This window comes from Sorangium sp. So ce406 (assembly GCF_051474675.1).
In the GTDB taxonomy this organism is placed as follows: Bacteria; Myxococcota_A; Polyangia; order Polyangiales; family Polyangiaceae; genus Sorangium; species Sorangium cellulosum_G.
In genome coordinates this window covers 11574940-11598456 of record NZ_CP150340.1, presented here as the reverse complement: position 1 = coordinate 11598456, position 23517 = coordinate 11574940, and the positions used below count along the sequence as shown (strand labels likewise).

General features: G+C 70.7%; 14 protein-coding genes. 7 read left to right on the top strand and 7 right to left on the bottom strand.

Annotation, left to right across the window (positions count from 1 at the left end):
• Positions 1 to 4: 4 nt before the first annotated feature.
• Complete coding sequence (locus WME96_RS43560) at positions 5 to 3475, bottom strand: AgmX/PglI C-terminal domain-containing protein (RefSeq protein WP_437287429.1); 3471 nt, start codon at positions 3473 to 3475, stop codon at positions 5 to 7.
• Positions 3476 to 3600: 125 nt separating this feature from the next.
• On the bottom strand, positions 3601 to 4623 hold the full coding sequence (locus WME96_RS43555) for an alpha/beta fold hydrolase (RefSeq protein ID WP_437287428.1): 1023 nt from the start codon (positions 4621 to 4623) through the stop codon (positions 3601 to 3603).
• Between the two features lie 67 nt (positions 4624 to 4690).
• On the opposite strand from WME96_RS43555, the gene WME96_RS43550 reads away from it, so the two are divergent.
• From WME96_RS43550 to WME96_RS43530, 5 genes are all read left to right on the top strand, one after another.
• A complete protein-coding gene (locus WME96_RS43550) occupies positions 4691 to 5299 on the top strand; it encodes a CGNR zinc finger domain-containing protein (protein WP_437287427.1) in 609 nt (202 codons plus the stop codon).
• A 46-nt stretch (positions 5300 to 5345) separates the two neighbouring features.
• Entirely contained in the window at positions 5346 to 5882 is a 537-nt protein-coding gene (locus WME96_RS43545; RefSeq protein ID WP_437287426.1) for a cupin domain-containing protein, read from the top strand.
• A gap of 80 nt (positions 5883 to 5962) precedes the next feature.
• Entirely contained in the window at positions 5963 to 7459 is a 1497-nt protein-coding gene (locus tag WME96_RS43540; protein ID WP_437287425.1) for an isochorismatase family protein, read from the top strand.
• Positions 7456 to 8178, top strand: coding sequence for a glutathione S-transferase family protein (locus WME96_RS43535; protein WP_437287424.1), 723 nt, complete (start codon positions 7456 to 7458; stop codon positions 8176 to 8178). The genes WME96_RS43540 and WME96_RS43535 overlap by 4 nt, the downstream gene beginning before the upstream one ends.
• Positions 8179 to 8288: 110 nt before the next feature.
• Positions 8289 to 8801 (top strand): hypothetical protein, encoded by a 513-nt coding sequence (locus WME96_RS43530; RefSeq protein ID WP_437287423.1) that lies wholly within the window; start codon positions 8289 to 8291, stop codon positions 8799 to 8801.
• 42 nt (positions 8802 to 8843) lie between these two features.
• On the opposite strand, the gene WME96_RS43525 is transcribed toward WME96_RS43530, so the two are convergent.
• Entirely contained in the window at positions 8844 to 10052 is a 1209-nt protein-coding gene (locus tag WME96_RS43525) for a lipase family protein (protein WP_437287422.1), read from the bottom strand.
• A gap of 151 nt (positions 10053 to 10203) precedes the next feature.
• Positions 10204 to 11511 (bottom strand): lipase family protein, encoded by a 1308-nt coding sequence (locus WME96_RS43520; protein ID WP_437287421.1) that lies wholly within the window; start codon positions 11509 to 11511, stop codon positions 10204 to 10206.
• A gap of 691 nt (positions 11512 to 12202) precedes the next feature.
• On the opposite strand from WME96_RS43520, the gene WME96_RS43515 reads away from it, so the two are divergent.
• Both WME96_RS43515 and WME96_RS43510 read left to right on the top strand, forming a co-directional pair.
• On the top strand, positions 12203 to 13207 hold the full coding sequence (locus WME96_RS43515) for a phosphotransferase family protein (RefSeq protein ID WP_437287420.1): 1005 nt from the start codon (positions 12203 to 12205) through the stop codon (positions 13205 to 13207).
• A gap of 69 nt (positions 13208 to 13276) precedes the next feature.
• Entirely contained in the window at positions 13277 to 14578 is a 1302-nt protein-coding gene (locus tag WME96_RS43510; RefSeq protein ID WP_437287419.1) for an MATE family efflux transporter, read from the top strand.
• Positions 14579 to 14625: 47 nt separating this feature from the next.
• On the opposite strand, the gene WME96_RS43505 is transcribed toward WME96_RS43510, so the two are convergent.
• From WME96_RS43505 to WME96_RS43495, 3 genes are all read right to left on the bottom strand, one after another.
• Positions 14626 to 16212: a serine/threonine-protein kinase gene (locus tag WME96_RS43505; protein WP_437287418.1), complete on the bottom strand. Its 1587-nt coding sequence runs from the start codon at positions 16210 to 16212 to the stop codon at positions 14626 to 14628.
• A gap of 34 nt (positions 16213 to 16246) precedes the next feature.
• A complete protein-coding gene (locus WME96_RS43500) occupies positions 16247 to 16852 on the bottom strand; it encodes a DUF2867 domain-containing protein (RefSeq protein ID WP_437287417.1) in 606 nt (201 codons plus the stop codon).
• A 160-nt stretch (positions 16853 to 17012) separates the two neighbouring features.
• Positions 17013 to 23420: a toxin TcdB middle/N-terminal domain-containing protein gene (locus tag WME96_RS43495; RefSeq protein ID WP_437287416.1), complete on the bottom strand. Its 6408-nt coding sequence runs from the start codon at positions 23418 to 23420 to the stop codon at positions 17013 to 17015.
• Between the last annotated feature and the right edge of the window lie 97 nt (positions 23421 to 23517).

Below are 23517 nucleotides of genomic sequence, written 5' to 3'. Positions count from 1 at the left end.
CGCGTCAGCGCGTGACGGCGCCGAGATCCACGACCGCCTGGTCGTTCATGATCACGAAGGGCCGCTCCTCGAACGTCAGGCCGCCCTTGCCGTCGTGGTCGACGATCTGCAGCTTGCCCATGCCGTAGCCCATCGGCCCGCGCGCATAGTAGTGCGCCTGCAGGGTGTACCGGCGGGCCCGCTGCTCGCGCGGCGCGCGGATGGTGAAGCACTCGGGCCCGTAGCCGGTGGTGACGTCGGCGTAGAGGCGCCCGCCGCTCGGCAGCGTCGGCTCTCCGTAGTAGGCGTGGCCGCCGCGGTCGTCCCGGATGTGGAAGTCCACGTCGTTGGCGTCGGTCTCCCAGCTCAGCACGAAGCGGAGCGAGGGCGCCCCCTCGAGCTTCGCGCCGGCCTTCGCGAGCCGGGCCAGGACGTCGGCCCGGCGCGCGGGCTCGGCCTTGATCCACGCCGCGGCGACGAGGCCGAGGTCCTCGCGCAGGACGGTCTCCACGCCGGCGAAGCGCCCCGGCGGGTAGCGGCGCGCGAGGCCCGCCGCGAGCGCGTCGAAGGCGGCGGCGGGCTCGCCCCGCTTGAGGCGCGCGAACGCGAGCTGGCGGTGGCTGGAGGGGTGGTCGGGGCGCTGCTCGCGCGCCTTCTCGTAGGTGTCGACCGCCAGATCGAGGCCCGCGCCGGCCGCGAGGCGCTCGAGGCGCGCGCCGGCGAAGCGACGGAGGTCCGCGCGCGCCGGGAACAGGTCGATGATCGAGCCGTACGCGCGGGCGGCGCCCGGCGCGTCGCCCGTGGCCTCGAGCGCCTCGCCGAGCGCGACGAGCGCGAGCACGTCGCCGGGGGCGTCGGCGCGCCAGCCAGAGGCCTCGCGCGCGGCGGCCTGCGCGTCGCCCCGGGCGAGGGTGTCCTGGATCTGCTTGAAGCGGCCGGTGTACGGCTCGACCGGCGCCGGCTCCGGCGGCGGCGCGGCGGCGGCGCCGCCGGCGGGCCCGGCCGCGGCGCTCGGCGGCGCGAAGTGGAGCGGGTACACGACATCGACGCTGCCGCCCTCGGGCGCGGGGAAGCTCAGCGCGGGGAAGGCGCGGACAACGCAGGAAACCACGGCCGCGTCGGGCAGATCGAAGCTGCCGTGGCGCGCGTTCACGACAGCACCGCTCGGGTCGATGGTGAAGTGCACGGTGACACGGCCCTGCAAGAGGGGATACCGCCCGAGCCCCTCCTCGTAGCAGAGGCGGAAGCGGCCGAAGCTCTGGCGGACGATGCGCTGGACGACCTCCGGCGGAAGGCGGCCGCTCACCTGCGTGGCGCCCATGCGGATCGAGGCCGCCGCGCCCCTGTGGTGGCCGCCGAGGCGGCCGTGGCCGCTGCCGAAGCCCTGGCCGCTGCCCGCGTCCGGCGTGGCGCTCGGCGCCGGCGCGGCGCTCGCCCCAGGCGCGGAGGCCGCGCTGCCGTGGCCGATGGTCCCGATCGAGCCGAGGCCGATGCCCTCGCCGCGGCCGCCGCCGCCCTCGCCGACGCCCGAGAGCCCGAGCCCGCCCGCGCTGAGCCGCGTGACCGTGGTGCCCGCGCCGGCAGGCGGCTCCGGCGGCGCAGGCGGCGGCCGCAGGGCCGCGCCCGCGCCGGCCGACGCTCCGTCGCCCGCACCCGCCGGGCCGCCGTCGCCCCGGGTGACGGGCGGCCTCGCCTCCCGCAGCTTCTCTGCCGGCGGCCGCGAGCGCTTCTGCACGGCCACGCGGCCGCCGTCCACGGTGAGGATGTCGGAGAGGCCGCGCCGGGCGATGTCGAAGCGCGCGTAGTCGCCCTCGGTCTCCAGCACGAGCAGCGCGGTGTACGGGCTCAGCACCCGGTGCGTGATCGACAGGTCGACGATCTGCCGGCGGAGGGCGTCCTGCTCGGCGCCCGGGGCCTCCCGGGCGAGGAGGCCGTCGATCTTCGCCCGCGCCCAGGCGCGCTCGAGCAGCGGGCGCTCCACGCCGCGCAGATCGGGCGCGGCGGTGCGGCCATCGACCGTGATCCGGACCGGCAGCTCGGCCGGCACCTCGGCGTAGACGAGCGCCTCGTCGCCGGGCTGCATCCCGTGCAGCGCGCGCGGCCAGACCCAGCGCGCGCCCTCGACGCTCACCGCGATCCCCGAGCGGGTGGCCGACGCGAGGCGCCGCTCGACCTCGGCGGCGCCGCGCGCGCCGTCGATCACCGCGCCGTCGCGCGGCAGGCCCGCCGTGACGAGCTGCCGCAGCGCGGCCTCGTCGCGGATGCCGCCGAGCGCGACGGCGTCGAGCCGCTCGACCCCCGCGTCCCGCAGCGCCGCCGCGGCGCCGCGCAGCGCGCCGGGCGCGACCTCGCCCGCGGTGGCGATGCCGTCCGAGAGGAGCACCACGCGCCGCTGCCCGCGGGCGCGCGCGCGCTCGCCGGCCCAGCGGAGGGCGCGCCCGAGATCCGAGGCGCCGAGCGCCTGCCGCTCGCGGATGCGCCGGATCTCCGCGTCGCCGAACGCCGAGGCCGCGCCGTCGAACACGGGGGCGACGGTCTGGTCGTAGCAGGCGACGGTGAGCGGCGCGCCCGGCCCGCCCGCGCGCGCGACCGCCTGCGCGACGGCCGCGAGCGCCCCGAGCTGCTCCTCGATCCCGAGCGCGCGCGAGGCGCTCGTGTCCACGAGGATCACCGCCGAGGCGAGCGGATCGGGCCGGGCATCCACGGGCGCGGCCACACGGGCGAGCACGAGCTCGCCGCTGCGCAGGCCGCCCCGCGCCGCCGTCGCCCCGAGCCGCGCGGGATCCACCACGAAGTCGGCGTCGGGCGCGGCGTCCCTCCGGTGGAGCGCGAGGAAGGGCGCGGCGGCGCCCGCGACGGTGGCCTCGAGGTCGAGGCGGCTCACCGCGGGCAGGCCGCGCAGGGGGACGGCGAAGGGCGCGTCCGGGCCGAGCTCCTGGGAGTACGCGACGACGATCTCCTTCACGCCGCGCGCCGGGATGGGGAACACGCGCGCGCTCACCTGGTTGCCCGCGGCCTGCTCGAGCAGCGCCGGGTCCTGCTTGCGGTGGAGGAAGTCCTCGTACGCCGCGCGCGCGCGCTCGCGCTCGACGACCTCGCCCTCCTGCCAGCGATCGCCGATCCTCATGGCGAGGCGGCCGACGCTCGCGCGGGGCGGCAGGGTGACGCTGAAGGTGCCCTCGAGCACGCGGTCCTCGGGGTTCTCGAAGGTGAGGCGCAGCTCGGTGAACGCGAGCGGCGCCTCGATCACCGCGCGGCCGGTGAGCGCGACGAGGCGCAGCCCCGTGCCGTCCGCGGCGGTGAGCCGGATCGGCGCCTCGGCGCGGCGCGCTGCGAGCGCCGGCTCTGCGGGCGGGGCGGGCAGCGCGGCGGGCATCGGCGCGCCCGGGGGCGAGCCGGGGGCGGTGGGCGGCAGCGGGCTGTCGGCGCAGCTCGAGAGCGCGGGGACCAAGGCGGCGAGCGCGGCGAGCGCGGCGCGGAGGAGGGCTCTTCGCACGGGGGGCTCCGGTCGTGGTGCGGCGGGGCGAGCCTGAACGACGCAGGCCCGCCGGCGCTGGGGTTGGTCGATCGACACCCGATCGGGCGGGAGGTTCCCGCGGCGAGGTGCGGTGTCGCTGGCGCTCAGGGAGGGAGCCTCTCCAGGAAGCGCGTGACGTGCTGAGCGATCGCGACGGCCTGCTCCTCGACGGCGAAGTGTCCCGCGTCCAGCAGGTGGAGCTCTGCTCGGGGGACATCGCGGAGGTACGCGGTCGCGCCCGCGCGGATGAAGTCCGCGTCGTTGCGCCCCCAGACGATGAGGGTCGGCGGCTGGCGGGAGCGCAAGAACGCCTGCCATGACGGATAGGCGTCGATGTTCGTCTGGTAGTCCTGGAGGAGCTGGACCTGGATCTCGCGGTCCTCGGGGGTGGCGAGGAACGCGAGGTCGTGGGTCCAGGTGTCCGGGCTCAGCCGCTCCCGCCGGTCGCCGGGCACATCCCGGAGGTATTGCTGTTCCCTGATCGCCGCGGCGCTGACGATCTCGGCGACCGCAGCGGCGCCCTCCCGGGATCTGTCCTCGTGGGCGCGCCGGAGGAACGCCCGCAGCGCCTCGGGCAGACCGTCGAGGTACGCGTTGCCGTTCTGCACGACGAGCCCGCGCAGCCGCTCGGGATGGGCCATGGCGACGCGGAACCCGACCGGGGCGCCGAAGTCCTGCATGTAGAGCACGTACCGCGTGAGCCCGAGCGCCTCGGTGAACCCGGTGATGTGGTCCGCGAGCAGGTCGAACGTGTACGTGACCTCGTGAGGGCTCGGGTGATCGCTGTAGCCCGACCCCAGGTTGTCCGGCGCCACGACGCGGTAGCGGCCTGAAAGGAGAGGGATCAGCTCTCTGTAGCTGTGGGACGACGACGGATAGCCGTGGAGCAGGAGCAACACGGGGCGATCGCGGCGCCCCGCCTCGCGGTAGAAGATCCGACGCCCGCGGACATCGACGGAGCGGTAAGACGTCTTCTCCGGCCAGACAGCGTCGGGCACCGCGGCTCGCCCCGCTGTCGACACGCCGCGATCGCCGCTCGGCGCGGGCGGCCTGCCGGCGCAGCCCGCGGCGAGGGCGACGAAAGCCAGGATGGCCAGCGCCGCGCCCGCCTCATTCCTTCGTCTCATGATAACCTCCGTATTCCTTGTTTGACGGTTATACGGCAGACATGCTAACCAGTCAATACCAAGATCGATGGTTACAACCACGTCGCGCTTCCTCTGGCTCGGCAATCACCGGGCGCTCGATTTCCTCAACACCGAGCATGTGCAGCGCGGCGACCGCGTGGACTTGCTCCCCGACCTGCGCGCGCTCGTCGCCTGGTCCGAGGAGGCGGGCTTCCTCGAGGGGGCGACCGCGGGCTGCGTCCTCGATCGCTGGGAGGGGTCGAGGGAGGCCGAGTGCGCTCTCGACCGAGCGCGGCAGCTCCGGAGCGCGCTGCGCGCGCTGATCGAGCGGCCGCGCGCGCAGAAGGCGCAAGGCCAGGGCGCCATCGATGTGATCAACAGGGCCCTCCGGCTCGATGCGGGGTACACCGAGGTCGTGCGCGCGGGCGCCGGGTTCACGCGGCGCGTTCACATGCAGATCGATGCGCCGGACCAGCTCCTCCGCCCCATCGCCGAGGCTGCCGCCAGCCTTCTCTGCGACGTGGACCCGGCGCTCGTGAAGCGCTGCGCGAACCCCGACTGCGTCCTCTACTTCCACGACGGTTCGAGGAACCACGCGCGGCGCTGGTGCAGCATGGATCTGTGCGGCAACCGAATGAAGGTGGCCGCCCATTACCTCCGTAACCGGAGTGGCTAGGACAAGCCCCGCGCCGCGGGCACACACGAGTCAAAGGAGGCCAGCCGTGTCAAGGAACGATCAAAGAGACGATCCGCAGGAGATCCGCAGGCCGATCGCCGTCGAGAGCGTCCCCTGGGAAGAGTGGTCGGAGGGCTCGCGCTTCGGCAGCCGATTCCGGCACCTGACCAGGGCGGTCATGGGCAAAGGCCATCATGTCGGCGTGCTGATTGAAGAGCTCTTGCCGGGAAAGCAATCCTCTCCCGCGCACTACCACCTGCTGGAGGAAGAGCACATCCTCATTCTGGAGGGTCGCGCCACGCTGCGGCTCGCCGAGGAGACGATCGAGATGTCGGCCGGGGACTATGTCTGCTTCCCGGCGCGCCAGAAGGCCGGCCACTGCCTCGTCAACACGAGCGACGCGCCGTGCCGCTTCCTCGTGATCGGCGAGAAGAAGCCGGATGATGTCTGCGTCTACACCGACTCGAACAAGATCCTCGTGGGCTCGGTCGACGAGGTCTATGACAAAACGCAGGTCAGAGACTACTGGCACGGCGAAGAGACCGGCGGAGATCCCACGCCCTCTCCGTCGTCCTCCTCGTGAGGCTCGCCGCGGCCCTCCGCGGTCACGAGGCGGGGACCTTGGCCGAGCCCCGGCGAGGTGATACCAGAATCTAGAAGCCCATGGACGGTCGGCCACAGCCCGAAAATCCGGCGCGCACGGCGCTGCTGATCATCGACATGCAGAACGACTTCCTCGCGGAGGGGGGCGCGTTCTCGAAGCGGCACTGCGACCCGCACCAGCTCGCGCAGAGCGTGGCCTGGCTGGTGCGCGCCGCGCGCGCGCAGGGGCGTGTCGTGGTGTGGGTGACATCGGCCTACGGCGAGATCGACGCCTCCCCGGACGCGCTCCGCGGACAGACGCACACAGGCAGCGCGTGCTGCGCGCGCGGCACGTGGGGCGCCGAGCCGTTCCCCGCGCTCGCCCCAGTGCGCGCCGAGCGCGCCGCAGGGACGGCGGAATGGGACGTCGAGAAGCGGTGGTATTCGGCCTTCCGCGACACCGATCTGCACGCTCGCCTCGAGGAGGCGGGCGTGACCGCCGTGGTCCTGTGCGGCGTCGCGACCAACGTGTGTGTCCTCGCCGCGGCCCGCGACGCGCGCCGGCTCGGCTATGACGTCGAGGTCCTCGAGGACGCGACCGCGGCGAGCACCGCGGGCAAGCACGCCGCGGCGCTGCGCGAGATCGAGGGCCTGGGCGCCCGGCGCCGCCGCTGGGCCGACCTGCTCGCCGACGGATCCGGGCCGGTGCGCGTCGACGGCATCGGCGCGGGCGGCACATCGCTGTGGTGCGGCGCCCTCGACGAGAGCGTCGCCGAGGGCGCCGGAGCCTTCGAGTCGGTCGAGCGCGAGGTGGCGTGGACAACGATGCGCCACCGCGGCGGGGAGGTGCCGCGCCTCGTCGCGATCCAGGGCGAGCGCGCGCCCGACGGCGCGGTGCCGCTCTATCGCCACCCGGCCGACGAGCAGCCCGAGCTCCGCGACTTCACCCCCGCCGTCGACCGCATTCGCAAGGAGGTCGAGCGCCGCGTCGGGCATCCGCTGAATCACTGCCTGCTTCAGCTCTACCGCACCGGGCGCGACTGGATCAGCGAGCACTCCGACAAGACGCTCGACCTCGTGCGCCCCTCCTTCATCGTGAACGTCTCGCTCGGACGACAGCGCACCATGGTGCTCCGGCCCAAGCGTCCCGCGGACGGGGACGCTGTCCAGAAGGTCCCTTTACCGCACGGCTCGCTGCTCGTCATGGACCTGGAGACGAACCGCCGGCTCTATCACGCCGTCCGACAGGAGGGCGACGGGGACGGCGGGAGCGACGGCCGCGCATCGCGGATCTCGCTCACCTTCCGGCACATCGGCACGTTCCACGATCCGGCCACCGGGGCTGTCTGGGGCGCCGGCGCGCCCGCCGCGGGCCGCGCCGAGGCCGAGGCGCGCGCCCGGGCCCGGTCCGCGCTCCCCGGGCCGTCGCGCGACGAGGCAGAGCGCGACGAGGCAGAGCGGATGTTGCAGCTCTTCCGCGCCGAGAACATCGACCCCACCTTCGACGCCGCCGCCTACCGGCCGGGCTTCGAGGTGCTCAATTTCCGCACGCTGCAGGGCCCCGGAGGCGACCGATGAGCGCCGCGCGCGCTGTGTACTTCGTGAACGGCTCGATCTCGAGCTGGCGCGTGCTGATCGCCGCGCGCGAGAAGGGCCTCGCCTTCGAGCCGCGCCGGCTGCGCGTGATGCGCGAGCCCCGCGAGACGCGCACCCCGGAGTTCCTGGCCCTCAACCCGCGCGGCCAGGCCCCGGTGCTCGTGGAGCCCGACGGCACCGCCATGAACGAGTCGCTGGCGATCCTCACGTACCTGGAGATGCGGTATCCCGACCCGCCGCTCCTCCCGCCGCTCGCCGAGCCCGGCGCGCTCGCCCTCGCGCTCGCCCTCGCGCAGGAGTCCGAGGCCACGGCGTGCGTCTACGACCCGCTGGAGAGCCTGTTCGAGGCCGGCGCAGGGCCTCTGTCGCCGGACCGGCGGGCGGCGGTCCTCGGCGCCCTCTCGGGCGTGGAGCGCGAGCTCGCGCTCTGGGAGGCGCGCGCGCAGAAGGCACGGTTCATCGCCTCGGACGCCTTCACGCTCGCCGACTGCTCGTTCTACCCCGTGCTCGCCTACATGCAGCGGCGCGGGCTGTCGCTCGCCGGCCACCCCGCGCTCGACGCCTACGAGCGCCGCGTGCGCAGCCGCCCCTCGGCCGTCGCCTCGTACCCCGAGGGCTGGTCCCACGGCCAGGCGCGCCCCGATCTCTTCGCCCAGGCGCGGGCGCTCGCCGCGCCGACCGACGGCGAGCGCCTCGGGTGAGGCCGAGCGCGTCCGACGACGCGACACTCACGGGCTGAGCTCGTCGACAGCGCACCGCAGGGCGCCGGACCGATCGCACGCAACCGGAGAGCCGTGTACCATGAGCGGCCGTGATCCTTGATCAGCTCGAGATTCGCGTCGATTCCGCGCACTACATCCGCTGGCCTGGAGGTGGCGGCTTCCAGCCGATCGAGCTGCGGGTCAACGGGCGCGGGCTCATCGACCTGGTGCGCGAGGTGGAGTTACCCCATGCCCAGAGCGAGTACGACCGCCGGATCGCCGCAGGCGAGACCGCAGAGGAGCTCGGTCCGAGGGGCGCATTGGCCGGCAGCTACCTCTATCTATCAGGCTGCGACGTCTTCCTCCCGTCGAGGAACCTGCTTGGCGAGCCGTACCGGCACGGTTTTGGCACGGAGCCGGATGATCCCCGGAACCGGAAGTCGCTCCTGCTCCAATGCACGTGCGGGATCACGGATTGCTGGTTCTTGCTCGCCACGATCACAGTGACCGAGGATACCGTCGCCTGGTCGGACTTTTGTCAGTTCCACCGGAACGGGAGTTACGACGTGCGACCGTCCGTGTTCGACCGTCGCCAGTACGAGGCGCAGCTCGCCAAGACGTGAAAGGCGCTGCCGCTGACCGTGCATGCGATGCGCCTGGGGCGTTCAGATCAACTCGGAACCGAACGCGGGCATCTGGGAGGTCCGCAGGTAATTGAGCGGTGAGTGATCCCCCCAGGACACATGTGTACGTATCAGCCTGAGGAATGGAACGCGTGGCAATTGCTTCTGAGCCATCGTCACGACGCCGACCGCCACGCTCCCCAATGCGGTGCGGACCGGCCTTACGCCGCGGCGCCTGTACATCCAGCCGGTATCGCTGGATGCGTACTCCTTGCCGATGTGCGTGAACTTGCCGGTGGTCCAGGGAGGTAAGCGCGGGACGATATCACTGCCGTAGATATGTCGGAAGAGCCTGGAGTCGAGCTTCGGCCTGAAGTACGCCCTGAAACCCGCGTCGCCAACCATGGGCTGTCCATAGGTGTAGATACTGCGCAGCTTCTTGCGAAGAGGCTTGAGCTCAGGGTCGACCTGAATGAGCGCCGCGGCGAGGACGGCGAGCGCGCCGCCGAGGCTATGCCCGGTGATGTAAAGCGCCTCCAGCCCTCGCCATCGATCGTTCGTGGACTGCGAAAAACTGGTGCCCGGGGTCTCCGCCGCATCCCCGCACTCGCCGCCCGGCTCATCCCCACCACGGTGGCGCCAGGTCCCCTCGTCACGCTCCCGAGCTGCGGCCGCCGGCGAGGATGTGGCATCGCAGATGGACTGACCTTGGAGCGCTCTATCCAGCAGCAGTCCGAGCATGGGCCAGATCGTCAGGAGGCCGCGAAGAAACCCACCATGCACTCTCCCCATGGCCAGGAAAGGGTCAGGATGCACGCTCACGTCGGCCAGCCAGTTGACGACGTTCTGCAGCCCGGTACCACGAAAACACAGGATCGCGACCCTGCGGTCTTCACTCTGGATGACATGAGCGGTCGTGTCCACGAACAGAGCTGGATTCCTGTTGACGATACCGACGATCTCAAGCCTCGGCATCAAACCGCGGCAGTGCATCACCCGGGCCAGCGTGTCGACATCAGAGTATGCCCACGCCGATGCGGTGCAGAGAACGTTGGCGATGTGGTGGTCATGCTGGGTGGGATCCAGCGCCAGCATGCGATCCGTGCTCACCTCTCCCAGGGGCGCCCCCCAGGATCCAATGCCGCAGATATCTTCGCTGTAAATGCGCTTCACCCCACGTATGAGCTCGCCGGTCACCGGCATGCCCGGGTTTTCCGCGCGCGTGATCACTCGGACACATTCGATGTCCATCGTCAACCTCCCGCCGGTCGCGGCTCACCGCGAACGCACCTGGCAGCGCCGCGACCGACGGCCGGGGTCCTCGCGCCGCGCTGCCCGCCTTCGTGAGGATTGCACAGGAGCTGGAGATCCCGGCCCGGCAAGCAGCAGCCCAACGTCAGGCTCACAGGAGCTCACTCCCCGGAACCACCGTTCGAGACATGCGCAGATACCTTATTGGCGAGTTGTTTCGTAAGAACCGCCGCGGCAACGGATCTCGCTGAACTTTTGGAGCCCATGGATTCATCTGATTGAGAAACTTCAAAAAAGGATACTCGTCCAGGATTCGAGGCGCCGTGTAGACACCGACACTCGCACCGAGATTCCATCCGCGGACCATCATTTCGACCACGAATCTGAACGACAACGACAGCGTGGCCGAGGATGTCCAGCCCGCCTCGGACGGGACGAGCATCTGTCCGAGGTGGACGTAGAAATGTTTGAATTGGCGCACCGTGCGCCGTATCCTCCAGAACTCCCCCGTCCAGGCAAGAGGCATGTAGATGACATTGTCGTCGAGGCTAACATGACGGAAGAGCTTGGACCCGAACCTCGGTTGGAACGTGTTGGCAAAATCCGTGTCGCCTACCTTGGGCTGCCCGTACGTGTAGATGCCGCGCAGCGTCTTCCTCACCGATTGAAGTGATGGGGTCATATCGATCAGCGCCGCCGCGATAACGGCGAGGGCTCCGCCGATGCCATGGCCGGTGATGTACAGTGCTTCCAGCTTGTCACCGCCCTCGTCCGTGGGCGGCGGGGAGGACCGGCTCGAGCCGTCGTTCATCATGGTCTCACCAGCAATTTGCCCTGGCGCTCGGTCATGCCGTGAGTCCTCCTCGACACAGTTGCGCGCTCTGGCCCTCGCCCGCATGGCAGCATCGCAGATCGACCGCCCCTTGCACGCATACTTGAGCAGCATCTCGATGGTCGGCCACAGCGCCAGGAGGCTGCGGCTGAACCCGCCGTGCACGCGACCGGCTGACAGGAGCGGCTCCAGCGAATCCGGTTCGACCAGCGCATCGATGGCGTTCTTCATCTCCGTTCCACGGAAGCACAAGATCGCCAATCGCCGGTTTTTGCTCTGGACGAGGTACGCGGTCGTGCGCTCGAACATCGCAGGATTCTTATCGGTAACGCCGACCGTCTCGCTTCCACGCATGAATCCACGACAATGCATCACCCTCGCAAAGGTGTCGATATCGGAGTATGCCCAGGCCGACGCAACGCACAGGACGTTGGCGAGGTAGCGATCGTGCTCTCCCTCGTCCGTATCCAGGAACCGGTCATACCCCATCTTCTCTCGTATGGCGCCCCAGGGACCGCGGCCACAGATGTCGTCATCGCGCCTATCTATCCTGGTTCCGTCCTGGCCTGCGATGTCTGCGCTCGGCTCTTCTGCATCATCAACCATGCGAACGCCCTCGATGATCATGCTTCGCCCCCCGGCGTCATATCGCACGCCCCCGCTGTCGTGGATGAAAGCGGCACGTCCGCGAACATGCCACCAGTTTCTGCGTCCGCTCCGGCCAAGACAGGCACTCTCCGTGCCCCGGCCAGCGTTCCTGCACGGTACCACCGGCTCTCCACGGTGCAATTCGTACGGAGGACGGATGTGGCGGCGATCGGCTGATGGCGGCGCGCCCCGCGGTCCAAGGTGGCTCTGCGGCCGTGGAGTGACGAGAGCCCTCTCTCCGGAGCCGGGCGTCTCGGTGCGCCTGGGGCGTTCAGATCAGCTCGGAACCGTACGCGGGCATCTGGGAGGTCCGCAGATGATTGAGCGGTGAGTGGTCTCCCCAGGAGACACGTGTACGTGTCAGCCTGAGGAATGGAGGCGCGATGCGGCGTCTGCCGAGTACCCGGGCGGCCGCGAACCACCCGCCCACCTGCTCCCACAGGTGCAGCCGCGACGCGGGTGCTCGCGCTCCGCGGCGCCAGCGCGCTGCCGGAGATCGTGGAGCACCGCCGGACGGCGTTCCTGTCTCGATGTTCCGGGGCGCGGTGACTGGATGTGTTCGGCCGCTCGGGTTCGCGCGGAGGAAGCAGCGCTCGCGGGCGTGGGCGTGTGGGCGACCCGATGAGGCGCCCTCGAGCTTTTTCCGGACGGCGATGTGGACATCCGTTCCATGAGGCGTACCCTCGTCCGGAAGATCGTGGAAAGCAAAACCAAGAATATAAAAACACGCACGCAGATCGCAGCCATGGCCGCCAGGGCCTTCGGTGGCACGGCGCTCGCAGATGGCGAGGACGCTGTGCGTGAGCTGAAAGACGGCTGGTTCAATGCGGCCTACAAGATCCGGCTCGCCGATGGCCGCGAGGTCGTCCTCAAGATCGCGCCGCCAAGAGATGCCGAGGTCATGCTGTACGAGAAGAACATCATGGCCACCGAGGTCGCCGCGATGCGCCTGGTCCGGCGAAACCCGGCCATCCCCGTGCCACAGATCTACCATTTCGACGACGCCCACGACCTGTGCGACTCGGACTACTTCTTCATGGAGAAGATCGCCGCGGACAACCTCGAGCACGTGAGAGCGAGCCTCCCCCCCGAAGCGCAGGCGTCCATCGACCTGCATATCGGCGAGATCATTCGGGAGATCAACAGCTTCACGGGCACCTATTTCGGTTACGAGGGGAACCCGGCCCTGCGCGCGAACACCTGGAGAGAGGCGTTCACCAGGATCATGGAGTCGGTGCTGGAAGACGGCGTCCGAAAAGGCGTGGTGTACGACCACGGCTACGACGAGATCCGCGCCGCCGTCCTCAGGCACGCCCCCGCGCTGGAAGAGGTCACCACACCCTGCCTGGTCCACTGGGACGTCTGGGACCCCAATGTCTTCGTCAAGGAAGGCAGGGTCGCCGGCATCATCGACTTCGAGAGGGTGCTCTGGGCCGATCCCTTGATGGAGGCCCAGTTCAGGCCGCTCTCCTCCGAGGGCATCACCAGCAGCATGCGCGGCTATGGCAAGACCTCCTTCACCCCTGAAGAAGAACGGAGGTGCCGCCTGTACTCGCTGCACCTCGCCCTGGTCATGCACACAGAATGCTATTACCGCAATTACGACACCGACTCCATCTACAACCTCTCCAGGCAGTGGATAAACGAACACATGGGCTGGCTGAAAGCAACCTGACCCCTCATGGGCGGCAACTCCAGGGTTGATCGTCTGGGGACCGAGAGGGTCGGGAAGCTTCTGCTGGAGATGTCTTCCCAGACCACGATCTCGCTGCTGGTCTATGCCATCTACAGCCTCACGGACATCTACTTTCTCTCCGTGGGCATCAACTCGCTGGCCGCCGCCGGGGCCTCGATCGTCTCGCCGGTCCTGATCGCCCTGGGCGCCGTCGCCACGACCGTCGGCGCCGGCGGCGCCTCGATGGTCTCCAGGGCGCTCGGCGAGCAGAACGTGGAGAAGGCCTCCCGGACGGTGGCGAACACCTTCCTGATCTTCTGGGCGGCGGCGATCGTCATCACGGTCCTGGGCTCGGTCTTCATCGAGCCGATCGTCTATCTGCTCGGGGCCACCGACAGCATCGCCCCCTACGCCATCGAGTACGGGCGGATCATCTTCCTCGGCGCCATCGCCGGCACCGGCTACTCGGCCATCGTCAGGGCGGATGGTAACGCCAGGTACTCGACCGCGATGTGGATCATCCCCATCGGCGTCAACATCGTCCTGTGCTGGCTATTCATCATCATCTTGCAGATGGGCGCCTCGGGAGCCGCCCTGGCCACGGTCTGTTGCCAGGCCACCTCGGCCGGCATGAGCGTCCACTTCTTCTTTTTCAGAAAGAACCGCTCCTATCGCATCAAGGCGTCGTATTTCAAGCCGGACTGGCCCATCATCATCGAGGTGCTGACGATCGGGGCCCCGTCGCTCATCAAGAGCGCCAGCGTCAGCCTGATCGCCATCGTCACCAACAACCTGCTCAGGCTGATCGGCGGCGACGGCGCCCTGAGCGTGTTCGCGATCGTGAGCCGGCTCTACGCCGGGCTGATCGCGCCGCAGACCGGCATCGTGCAGGGGATGCAGCCGCTCGTGGGGTACAACTTCGGCCAGAAGAAGCTCGAGCGGGTACGGGAGGCCATCCGGCTCTCCCTTGGCGCCGCCGTCGTCTATGGATCGCTCGTCTGCGGCATCTGCCTGTTGATGCCGGCTGCGCTGATCGCCCTGCTCTCCAGGGAGAGCGCGATCATCGCTGAAGGGCAGACCGCCTTGCGGCTGCTGGCGCTCTCCTACCCGCTGACCGGCGTGGCCATGGTCACGGCGGCCTCGTTTCAGTCGATCGGCCGGGCCCGGGAGGCGCTGCTGCTCACCCTCGGGGGCATCCTCCTGGTCAAGCTGCCGGTGCTCCTGCTGGCCTCCCGCCTGTTCTCCCTGACCGGTATCTGGGCCTCCGAGGCGATCTCGGAGCTGATTCTTTGCATTGTCTCCCTTGTGATGCTGAAGAATGCGCGCGCTCGCACCGATCACGGCATGGTCAGAGCGCCTGGCGCCGGCTGAGCCTGCCTCCGGGGACCGGACCCGGGCGTCTCGGCCCTACCGGCGGCTCACCGGCGCCCGACGACCTCACGCAGCTCGTCGAGCGACGCCCGGAGCGCGACGTCGCTCACGGCAATACCCGTCGCCGCAGGCAAGATCTCGGCGAACATAAGCCCCGCCTCCTCGATGTCGCACACCCTGTGTGGGAATCGCTGGCGGGCGACGAGCGAGAGCCCTGTCACGACGCTGCGCACGGCCGCCGCGCGGAACCCCGATCCTTCGAGGACGACGGCAGAGCACCGGATGAACGCGCTCGCCTCCGCGAGGAACCTCGCGAGCGCCCTGCGCGCGGCTGCCTGTGGCAACGGGGCCTCGCCCTCGACGATGGTGAGCAGCCCTATGCCGCGCGGGTGTTGCTTTGCGAACTCCGCGCACGCCTCGCTCACGCGGCGCACGTCGTCCTCGGCCGTTTCCTGGAGCCAGATGGTGCAGAAGATCTGGCGCCAGCTGGCGAGGACGTAGTTCGGCTGTCTCGCGATCAGGCGCCAGGGCTCGAGAGACGAGCTCGTGCTGGAGCCGGAGGTGGGTGCTTCCATGTCCATGGTCTCGTCCCCGATCCCATCCTGCGAGCCGATGCGCGCGAGCCGTTCGTGCGCGGCGTCCTCGGCGTCCAGCGTCGCGAGCTTCTCCGCCCTGGTGGCGCGGGTCGCCTCGCTGACGGGGACCAGGAGCTCCTCTCGCAGGCCGAAGCCGCCGGGCAGCAGCGGTCGAATCGCGTCGAGCATCGCCGCCGCGCTGGCGAATCTCTCGGAGGGGTCGAGCCGGAGCGCGCCGTGCACCACGGCCGCCGCCTCCGGCTCCACCCAGGGGGCGAGCGCCTGGACCGAGATCGGCGCCTGCGAGCAGACTGCGATGATGAGATCGCCGAAGCCGGTGAGGTGCTCGTGCGGGAGCTTCCCCGCGAGGGCGCGGTAGAGCACCATGCCGAGCGACCAGAGGTCGGCACGGTAGTCGATGTCGGCGCGGCCTCGAGCCTGCTCCGGTGCCATGTAGAGCGGTGAGCCGAGGACCCCTCCGGAACGGCTGAGGCCCGTTGTCGAGCCGACCTGATCCGGCTCCGGCTTGATCTTGGCGATCCCGAGATCGAGGATCTTGACGATGATCTCGCCCTCCCCGCGCCGCGCGAGGAAGAGGTTGGCCGGCTTGATGTCCCGGTGGACGATGCGCGCCTGGTGGGCCTTCTGCAGGCCGCGGCAGACCTGCGCCGCGATGCGGAGGGCGGTGTCGGGCTCGAGGCTCCCGACCCTGTCGAGCAGGAGCTGGAGGTCTTCTCCTTGCAGGAGCTCCATCACGATGTAGGGCGCGTCCGTCTCCGGCTCCGTCCCTGCATCGAGCACCCGGACCATGTGATCGGTGTCGATCGCGCTCATGGCCTTCGCCTCGCGGTGGAAGCGCGCCAGGCTGCTCTTGAAGGGGAACTGGAGGGCTCCGTCCATGCATTTCAGCGCGACGTGCTCGCCGGTCTTGACGTGCTCGGCCTCGTAGACCGCGCCCATGCCGCCCCGCCCGAGCAAGCGGATGACCCGATATTTCCCGTCGTAGAGCTGACCGATCAAAGCATGGATATCGTAGAGGACGCCGGCGTGCGGAGGCAACCGCCCCAGATCCGTCTACATTTTCCTTCGTGCTTCAGCCGTGCTCCGTGGCCGCGCCCGGCTCGGCGTAGGCGGCCCGCCACGCGTCCCGGAGCTGCCGGAGGATGCTCGGGTACACGATGAAGCGGCGGAACGGCTCGATCAGCGCCATGTACGCGGACGTCCACCGGGATACCGGCTTGACGTAAACAGCCCAGTAGAGGCGCTGCCCCTCGGCCGTCGGCCTGATCGCCATGCAGGAGAACGCGTGGACGGTCGCGTTGACGATCTCGCTGACGGCCTCGCCCGGAAGCACGTACAGCACGCGGAACGGCCCCTCGCGCGTGCCGGGCTGCACGGACGACCGACTCGCCACCTCGGGCGGAACCTGGTGCACGTAGGACTCGGCGGGCAGGCCCTCCTCCACGGGATCCCAGCCAAAGAGCTTGCCGAGCGCGCCGCGGAGCCAGAACAGCGCGCGCACCGGCGCGCTCGAGGAGCCGCTCCCCGGGAGGCGCATGAGCGCGCGGACATCCTCGATCGTCCGCGCCGCGCCGCCGCCGGGCAGGTCGAGCACGGACACATCGTTCAGCGGCACGCCGCGGAGGACCTGATGCACCGCGAGGTCGAGCTCGGTGAACTCCTGGGGCGAGATACGCATGGAAGCCTCCGTTGAGCGGCGCCTCGCGCCGCCGGTCATCACCAGGCGGCGTCACCCGGCGGCGCCGCGGTGGTGACGGAGCGAAGCCTAGGGTCGGGGTGCACGCGAATCCAGGGCCGCGCCGCCCAGCGCGGCGGCCTCGGCCCCATGAAGAACCCGGCTATCCGCCGTTCGTGCTGGCGGCGGCCCTGAGAATGGCGTCCCAGCTCCGGCCGCCGTTCGGTCTCGGATCGATGGTGACGCCGAGCGACTCGACGGTGGCTCCTTGATTCCGTCGCCCGAGCGACGCGAACCTCCTCGCGACGCGCCACGTCCGCTCGATCCAGCGCAACGGGCCGGAGGTCGCGCGGGCCATCCTCTCCCTGGCCTGACTCGGGTTGCGCCGAGGCCGCGCCTCCGTCGACAGCTGCGGCTGCGCTTGCGTCGATGACGCGCCGACCTCGGTCGTGCGATCCATCGCAGCGTCCGGCCTGTTCATGGGCCAGTTCGTGGATTCGGTGCCGTGCTTGAGCTCGAAGACCGCGTGCTGGATGTAGTTCTGGAGCCACCGCTTCAGGAAGGAGCCCACTTTGCTGGACCCGCGGGGCGCTTGCCTGGGCTTGCTCAAGGTCTGGCGCCGCGCCACCGCCGAGGAGCCCGCCGGCGAGCTCGTCGCGAGGCCCGACTCGTCGATGAAGCTCAGGGGATCGTGCGCCGCGTAGGCGTACACGTGGCACTCGAGCAAGCGCGTCACGCAGAGCTCGGGCTCCACGAGCACATACGGGTCCGGCGTCGCGAAGCTCGCGAGCGACGGGACGTACTCGCGCGCCCCCATGTGCACGAGCCCCGTGTCGGGATCGCGCAGCTGCCCCGTGAACCCGAGCACCATCTCGGTGCTGTGGAGCCCGGGCGACCTGTCCTCGACGCCCTGGGCGAGCGTGCCGAACGGCGTCGGATCGGCCGAGAGGACCGCCTCGCCGCGCTCGTCGACCACGCGCCGCACCACCCCGAGCTGGTCGTCGACGAGCCCGAAGACGCGGGCCTCGTTGACGAGGAGCGCGACGCGCCGATCCCCGAGACGCACGAGGCTCTGGCGCTCCACCCCGTCGTCGCGCGTGGTCCGCGTGGGATACACGACGAGCGACACGGGGACCTCGCGGCCCGCCTCGCGACGGAGCGCGCGCCTGGAGATGCGCTCGCCGAACGCGTCGTACCCGTAAACGATGGCCCCGCCGTCGATCTCGACGCGCCGGAGCCGCCCCCAGGGGTCGTACGCGGCGCGGCGGAGCGGCCCGAAGGAGACGAGCCGCCCGAGCTCGTCCAGCTCGCCGTGGCCCCCGTCCGGCAGCGGCAGCACGTCGCGCCCTGCCTCACCGACGAAGGGGCGCGCCTCCGTCCCCTCGCCGAACGCGTCGACCTGGCCGGACGGCGTGTACGCGTACGCGTGGGCGACGCCCGACGCAGCCGCCCCGAGGAGCTCGCCGCGCGCGCTGTACGTGTACGAGACGACGCGGGGAGCCTGGCCGCCGATGTCGCCCGCGCCGAGGGCGGCATCCCGCGCCGCGACGATGCGCCCGTCCGCGCGGCGGTCGAAGGTCACGTCCTGCAGGGCCCCACGATCGCACGGAGCCGGGCCGTCGCCCGCGCACGCGCGGAGATGGGCGAGGTGCCCGGTGCTCGGGTCATGGTCGATGTGACGATGGAGGCGGGCGGGCGGGACGCGGTAGCCCGCGAGCTCGCCGCGGGCGTCATAGGCGATGTCCGCGAGGAGCGCGACGGCCGCGCGCCCGCCGGCCGACCACGCGACCGACGAGGGGGCGCCGCCCGGCGTTCGCGCGAGCTCGAGCGTGTTGCCGAACGGATCGCGGTACGAGGCGAGCGTGCCGTCGAGGCCGTACGAGAGCCGCTCGTCATAGTCGCGGCGCGCGTCGTCGGCCTCGAGGGTCGTGCGCCGGCCCGTGACGCGGCCGTCGCGACCGTACTCGAACGCCGTGTCCAGGCGGTGCCCGGCCACATGATCGATGACCGTCGCGCCGACGAGGCGCCCCACGAGCGCGGGCTCGTGCGGTTCGCCGTCGCGCCCGTCGTAGGCGAGCGTGATCTCGTCCCAGCCCTCCGGGCGCGAGGAGGACGACGCGAACAGGGTGCTCGTGCGGTCGAGCGCGTCGTAGGTCGCCTCGACGCTCTCCGAGGCCGTGAACCCGCGATCCCAGGTGCGCTGCTCGATCACGCGCCCGCGCGCGTCGCGGATCCACATCCGCGTGATGCCGCCCGGCAGCGACGTCATCGCGATGTCGCCCGCCGAGTCATGGGCCACGCGGCGCGGCGCCGCGGCCCCCGCGAGCGCGATAGCGCGCAGGCCCCCGCGCTCGTCCCGCTCGTAGCGATGCACCTGCCCGAGCTCGTCGACGATCGCGTGGACCTCGTCCCCGTCGCGCGCGATCGTCAGGCGCGTCTCGACGCCAGCTCCCCTTCCTGCGCCCAGGTCCCTCTCGACGCGCTGGCCCCAGGGCTCGTGGGCGATGCGCGTCACGAGGCCCGCCGCGTCGGTGCTGGCCACGACGCGCCCGAGCCCGTCGACCACGGTGCTCGTCCCGCGCGCCGCGCCCTCGGGCGGCGAGGGAAAGCGCCCCTCGTCGAAGGCCGCGCCGATGCCCACGTCGCTGGAATACGGGAGCGCTTCGAAGACGCGGTCGCCGCGGCGCCCGTGGCGGGCGAACGAGGCGATGCGCGCGCCCCCCTCCTCGTGCGCCACCGCCTCGCCGAGGAGGAGGCCGTCGGCGCGGAAGGCGACGAGGCGCTCGACGAGCGCGCCGTCGGCATCCGCCGCGCGCCGCTCCGTGAGGCGAAGGAGCGCGGGGCCCTGGGCGCGCGCATCCCGGTACGCAACCCGGACCTCCGCGCCGCTGGAGCGCGCCACGCGTACAGGGCGATGGAGGCCGTCGCGCTCGGTGAGCTCGACATCGCCCTGCGGCGTCCGGACATGCGTGGGCAAGAAGCTCCGCGCCGGGACGACCGACTCGGCCTTCGGCGCGAGCGCCGTCAGCGGGCAGCCCGCCGCGCCGTAGCAGTACTGCGTGGCGTGGCCGAGGGCGTTCAGCGTCTCGAGCAGGAAGATGCCAGTCGGATCATAGATGTTCGTGCTCAGGAGCCCGAGCGCGTCCGAGGTCTCCACCACATTGCCGAAGACGTCGTACCGGGCGACCTGCACGCGCGCGCGCGGCGCCTCCAGCGGGGCACGCACCGCCGCGGGCAACGCGGCGAGCGCCTCTGCGTCGATGAAAATGGGCTGGGTCACGCGCACCGGCAGCGGAACGTCGGGCCCGTAGTCATACGATGTCTTCTCCAGCACCCGCCCCGACAGCGCCGCAAGCAGCGACCGCTCCCGCACCGCCGTGAGCACGCCGCGCGCCTCCCAGCCCGGGTCGTACGTCAAGGTGCTCACGTAGCTCCGCGCCGGCAGCTCCGTCCCGCTCGGCCCGGCGATCGCGGGCGCCGACTCCTCCTGGCGGACGAGCCGGTTGTAGACCGTGTCGTACGCGAAGGTCCGCGTCACGGTCGACGCCTCCGCGCACGGCGCCGTGGCGCACGCGGACGAGCAGCCCTTCCCGCTGCACTGCGTGTCGCGGGCGCTCGTCTGCCGCAAGAATGCCGGCGTCTTCGGCCCGGGCGCCGGCGGCACCAGGGCCCACGTCTCCTCGTGTACGGCGAGCAAGGCCTCCACCTCGTAGGGCTCCTCATTCCAGGTCTCCGCCGTCTGCGACGCGCCCTCGATGCCGCTCGGCCACGCGCCCGCGCCCGCCGCGATCCGCGCCGCCTGCGCGCCCGAGAGCCGCGGGTGGAACGACTCCTCGGTGCGCAGCCTGCCGGCGAAGAACCGCCTCACCGGCGCGGCCGCCGACGATACGTGATAAGCGCGGCGGCGAACGACGCTCGCCGCGCTGTCGTCGCCCAACTCGAGCTCCTCGCTCTGCCCGAAGCCCGCGAAGTCGCGCTCTCGCTCGTTGAAGTACGGCGCGTGGTACTGAAGCTCCCCCACCCGCGGCGGCTCCGCCCCCGCCGCCGTCATGTGCCGCTTCACCACCGTCACCGGATACGGTAGCGCCCGCGCCCGCGCGTCGTCCGGGCCGAAGCGCCGCGCATCACGGATCATCTCGTCCGTGCTCGTCGCGTACTGCACTGCGTGCTTCAGACCCGGGCCCTCCTCCGCCTCGGACAGGAGGTCAGGGCCGATCAGGTTCTTCACCCCGTCTCGGTTGAAGTCGATGATCTTGATCCGGCCTCCGCCCGCGTTCGGCTCGTAGACGAGGATCTCCTCCGCGCCGTCGGCGTCGATGTCCAGGACCCGGGTATTCCACTTGTTGTCCGGGTCGACCGACACCCCTTCGTCGAGCGGTATACGCCGCTCGGCGGCGAAGCCCTTCTCCCCCTGTCCGAGCCACACGCCGAGCTCGTTGGCCGCCGCCGTCACGTTGACAAGGTCCATGTCCCCGTCCCCGTTGACGTCGATCAGCCACATCGCATTGACGTTCTGGCTCGCCGCGATCCCTGGCACCGACACGAACCGGCCCTGCGCGCACACAGAATCGTTCGCGCTCGGGTTCCCGAACAAGAGCGCTCCCGTCGCGAGCTTCGCCACGGACGACGAGCCTGCCGGGTACGCAGCCACCTTGCCCTGGTTCTCGTAGACGCAGATGCCCTTCTCTCCGGCGCCGCTCGACCGGATCACCGCAAAGTCGGTCAGTCCGTCGCCGTTCGCGTCCAGGAACCGATACGCCGGGCTGTCGAGCTCCGTCCCCGCCCCCTGCCGGAACGGGAAGGTCAACCCAACGAGCGGCTTGAACGACAGCGCGCTGGCGCCCGGCTCCGTCACGTTGATGAACGCCGTCCACGTGCTGTCCGTCGACCCCGCCACCGTCGTCAAGAGATCCGCCTTGCCGTCGGCGTTCAGGTCCACCGCCTGCGTCCGGCCGCGCGCGAACCGGGACAGCTCCACGCCCACCATCGTCGAGCTCGACGCCGCCGCAAACGGCCGCTTCCGGTCCGCACGGCCCGCATGGTGAAAGAGCTCCGTCTGGGTCCCTGACGTCACCGCCTGCACGAGGTCCGTTCGACCGTCGCCGTCGAAGTCGCCCGGGAGAAACACGCTCGTGGACTGCGCGGCCGCGTCGAACCGGGGCACGTCGCTCCGCGACACCCCGCCTGTGGTCCGCTCCACCGTCAGCGGCGCGCCTGCGCTGAACAGGCTCGCCTCCGCGAGATCACCGCTGTTGTACGACGGCACGCTCGTCCCCTCGCGCGCCGAATACCGCACGATGTCCGCGAGACCATCCGAGTTGATGTCCATCAGCTCCGATCCGCCGCTCGGACCGAAGCCGGAGACGTCCGGCACGTCCATGTCATAGACAAGCTCGTGGCCGGCGAGGTCGTCGGCCCCCCACGCCGTGTACCGGAACCGGATCAGCGGCTCGGCCGGCGTCGACTCGTTGAAGGGCGCCTGGCTGCGCCCAAACCGATATACCCCCAGCAGCTTGCTCTCGCTGCTCAGCGAGGCCGCCACGCGCTGCCGCTCGGGCTCGAAGTCTTCGCTCGCCAGCGCCTGACAATCCGGGTGCGTCACGAGCCCCGGGCCGCCCTCGCCGTGCACCGCGTGCACGAAGCACCACGTGTACATCGGCTCGCCGTCGAAGCTCGCCACGAGCTTCGTGTAGAGCTGCCCCGGCCCCTGCGGATAGCCCATCAGATGGCTCACCCGCCCTTCGCTCCGCGGCACCGACTCCAGCGTGTACGCCGAGCGCCCCCCGGCGAACCGCACGCTCCTGAGATACGAGCGATCTCCCGCCTTCGAGTACTCGTACGACACCGCGTCGCCGGTCGGCCCGATGGCGTACACCAGCGGCCAGCGCGTCGGGGAGAAGCTCGATGAGCCCGCCACCCCCTCCGCGACGGTGGCCTCCTCGCTGTAGATCTCCCGCCGGCCGTCCGGGTACACCACCTCGAAGCCGGTGAACGCCACGCTCTCCAGCGCGCCCGACGCGTCGCGCATCGCCACGGTCCCGCCCTGCGGATACCGATAGAGCCGAACGGCCGACTCCGAGGCGTCGAGCCGGTACTCGACCCTCGTCTTGCCGCTCACCGTCTCCTTCTTCACCCAGACCAGACGCTCGGCGCCCAGCGACAGGCGGGCCGTCACATCCTGCGTGTCCGCCAGGCGAGCACGGTACGGCACGCCCCAGTCCGTCGTCATCTGGATTGACGGCACGCTCAGGCTGAAGCCCACGCCGAACCCTTCCGAGAGGTCGACGGGCGCCTGCCCATACGACAGCGCCACCCCCGCATCGGAGGATACGCGCGTCGGCAGCTCCGGAAACGACAGGCTCACCGAGAGCTCACCGCGATCCGGCGAGACCGTCACCTCGAGCCCAGGCTGCGGCGCAAGCGCCGACAAATCCCTGGGCGACGCGCCCGCTGACGACGCCGCACGCGAGAGCTCCTCTTCGGAGCTCGTGACGTCGTCCCCGGGAACATCTTCCCCGCATGCGGCCAGCGCGAAGGCGAGCCCGAAAGACCACAAGGTTCTTCGCTTCATCGTGCGTCATCCGTCGAGGTATGCCCCCGCACGCGCTCGGCGTGAGGGGCGGGAAAGCACGAGGCGGGCTCGAGTCATCGGACTCACCCACGCGGAC

Excerpts from the sequence above, each read along its gene's own strand:
- WME96_RS43550 (WP_437287427.1), top strand. The coding sequence starts at position 4,691 with ATGGTTACAACCACGTCGCGCTTCCTCTGGCTCGGCAATCACCGGGCG.
- WME96_RS43495 (WP_437287416.1), bottom strand. The coding sequence starts at position 23,420 with ATGAAGCGAAGAACCTTGTGGTCTTTCGGGCTCGCCTTCGCGCTGGCC.
- WME96_RS43540 (WP_437287425.1), top strand. The coding sequence starts at position 5,963 with ATGGACGGTCGGCCACAGCCCGAAAATCCGGCGCGCACGGCGCTGCTG.
- WME96_RS43515 (WP_437287420.1), top strand. The coding sequence starts at position 12,203 with ATGAGGCGTACCCTCGTCCGGAAGATCGTGGAAAGCAAAACCAAGAAT.
- WME96_RS43555 (WP_437287428.1), bottom strand. The coding sequence starts at position 4,623 with ATGAGACGAAGGAATGAGGCGGGCGCGGCGCTGGCCATCCTGGCTTTC.
- WME96_RS43500 (WP_437287417.1), bottom strand. The coding sequence starts at position 16,852 with ATGCGTATCTCGCCCCAGGAGTTCACCGAGCTCGACCTCGCGGTGCAT.
- WME96_RS43520 (WP_437287421.1), bottom strand. The coding sequence starts at position 11,511 with ATGATCATCGAGGGCGTTCGCATGGTTGATGATGCAGAAGAGCCGAGC.
- WME96_RS43510 (WP_437287419.1), top strand. The coding sequence starts at position 13,277 with ATGTCTTCCCAGACCACGATCTCGCTGCTGGTCTATGCCATCTACAGC.
- WME96_RS43535 (WP_437287424.1), top strand. The coding sequence starts at position 7,456 with ATGAGCGCCGCGCGCGCTGTGTACTTCGTGAACGGCTCGATCTCGAGC.
- WME96_RS43525 (WP_437287422.1), bottom strand. The coding sequence starts at position 10,052 with ATGGACATCGAATGTGTCCGAGTGATCACGCGCGCGGAAAACCCGGGC.